General features: G+C 64.5%; 1 pseudogene. It reads right to left on the bottom strand.

The features are described 5' to 3' along the window. A pseudogene (locus AC11W3_RS03215) lies at window positions 1-1,548 on the bottom strand (type I polyketide synthase); the annotation flags it as partial.

Consider the following 1,548-nt stretch of genomic DNA (forward strand, 5'->3'; position numbering starts at 1 on the left):
GCGGCTGCCGGTCGGCTCCGAAGTACCACTCGCCACCCGGAATGTCGTACTGCGCCTCGGCCATGGCGCCGGCGACCATTTTCCACGGCTCCCCACGCACGGCGGTGACGCGATCCATGAACTGGAAGGGCGGGCCGGGGAGGCGGGCGATCTTCCTTTCGGAGTCGAAGACCAGGTACCTGTCGCCGAAGCCTTCGGAAGGCTTGCCGTTGCTGTAGGCCAGGATCTGCTGCTTCGTGTAGACGGGGGGCTTGCGGTCGTACTGGACCGCGGAGAGCTCTCCTCCCCCTTGAACTCCCACCCCTTCAACGGGATGGTTGGGACCGGTTGCGGATTGCCAGAGATTGAGAAGCGTCTCCTTATTGGTCCCCGTGAGCCGCACCGACATGTTGGTGATCTCGACGACGGGCCTGCCGTCGGCGTACATCAGCGCATCGACAATGGCATACGGCTCCGGCCGATATCCCAGCTCGCGAACGGTCACCTCGTAGGCCACCACCCTGGTCGTCTCCAGCACCTGGCCGCGGCAGCAGAGCTGGCTGGCCACGCCCGGAACCGGCTGCCAGGCGGCACCATCCGACTCGGCGACCCACCCCATCCTGAGGAGGAAGATGCGCAGCGTGTGCATGCAGCACTCGTACATCAAGGTGCCGGGCATGACCTTGTCGTCGACGAAATGGCAGGTGATGAACCAGTCATCGGGATGAATGTCGGCCTCGGCCCGGATGAAGCCCATCTGGTAGCGTCCGCCCTTCGGCGCAAGCTCCATAACCCGGTGCACGAGCTGCATCCGCCCTCCGGGGATGGTCAGCGGCTTGTGCATTTTGAGGCCCGAGAATAGTTCACCGAAACACCCGGCGAGGTCGCCGCGACGGAGAGTATCAAGCTGCTGCGCGGAGTACGCAGCTGAACCCATCGGCACAAGGTCCGTCCAGTCTGCAGGAAGTTTCCCCGAACGCGGGCGCAGGTCGACGGCGCCGCGCACGATGCCTTTTCCAGCCTCGAGTTCAGCCTGCGTGAAGAAGCCTGCGCAGCCGTTTCGCATGGACATCAGCGGCTCGCCGTTCACGGTGGCCTCGAAATGGAAACGGAAGAGGTACGTCTCGCCCTGGCGGAAGAAGCGCTCGATGCGGATGTCGTAGTTGATGGTCTCGCCCGGAATCGGAAGCTCTCTGTGGAACGTCACCACGGCATCGAGCAGACGGTAGACGGCCAGACCACGGGTGATGAAGTCGATGCCGAGGTAACCGGAGAGAAAGAGATCGGCCTGACCGGCTTCTACCGCCACGCAGGTCGGGATGCGGCCGCCATCGAGGTACCAGGCCCCCAGCAGGACGTCGTGCTCGGTCACCACACGGCCGCTGGTCATCGATTTGGCTTCGCCTTCTAGGACCATGATGCGGTCGACCAGCATGAGCGGCTCGTCCGGCAGCCGGACACGGGTCGGGAAGGTGTCAGCCTCGGCGAAAGCCTCGCCCAGCATGCGCCCGACCGAGCCTATGGCGAACTCCATGCACATGGCGCGATCGAAGGCCGGGGCAGGGGCGT

Source organism: Geomonas sp. (assembly GCF_056994735.1).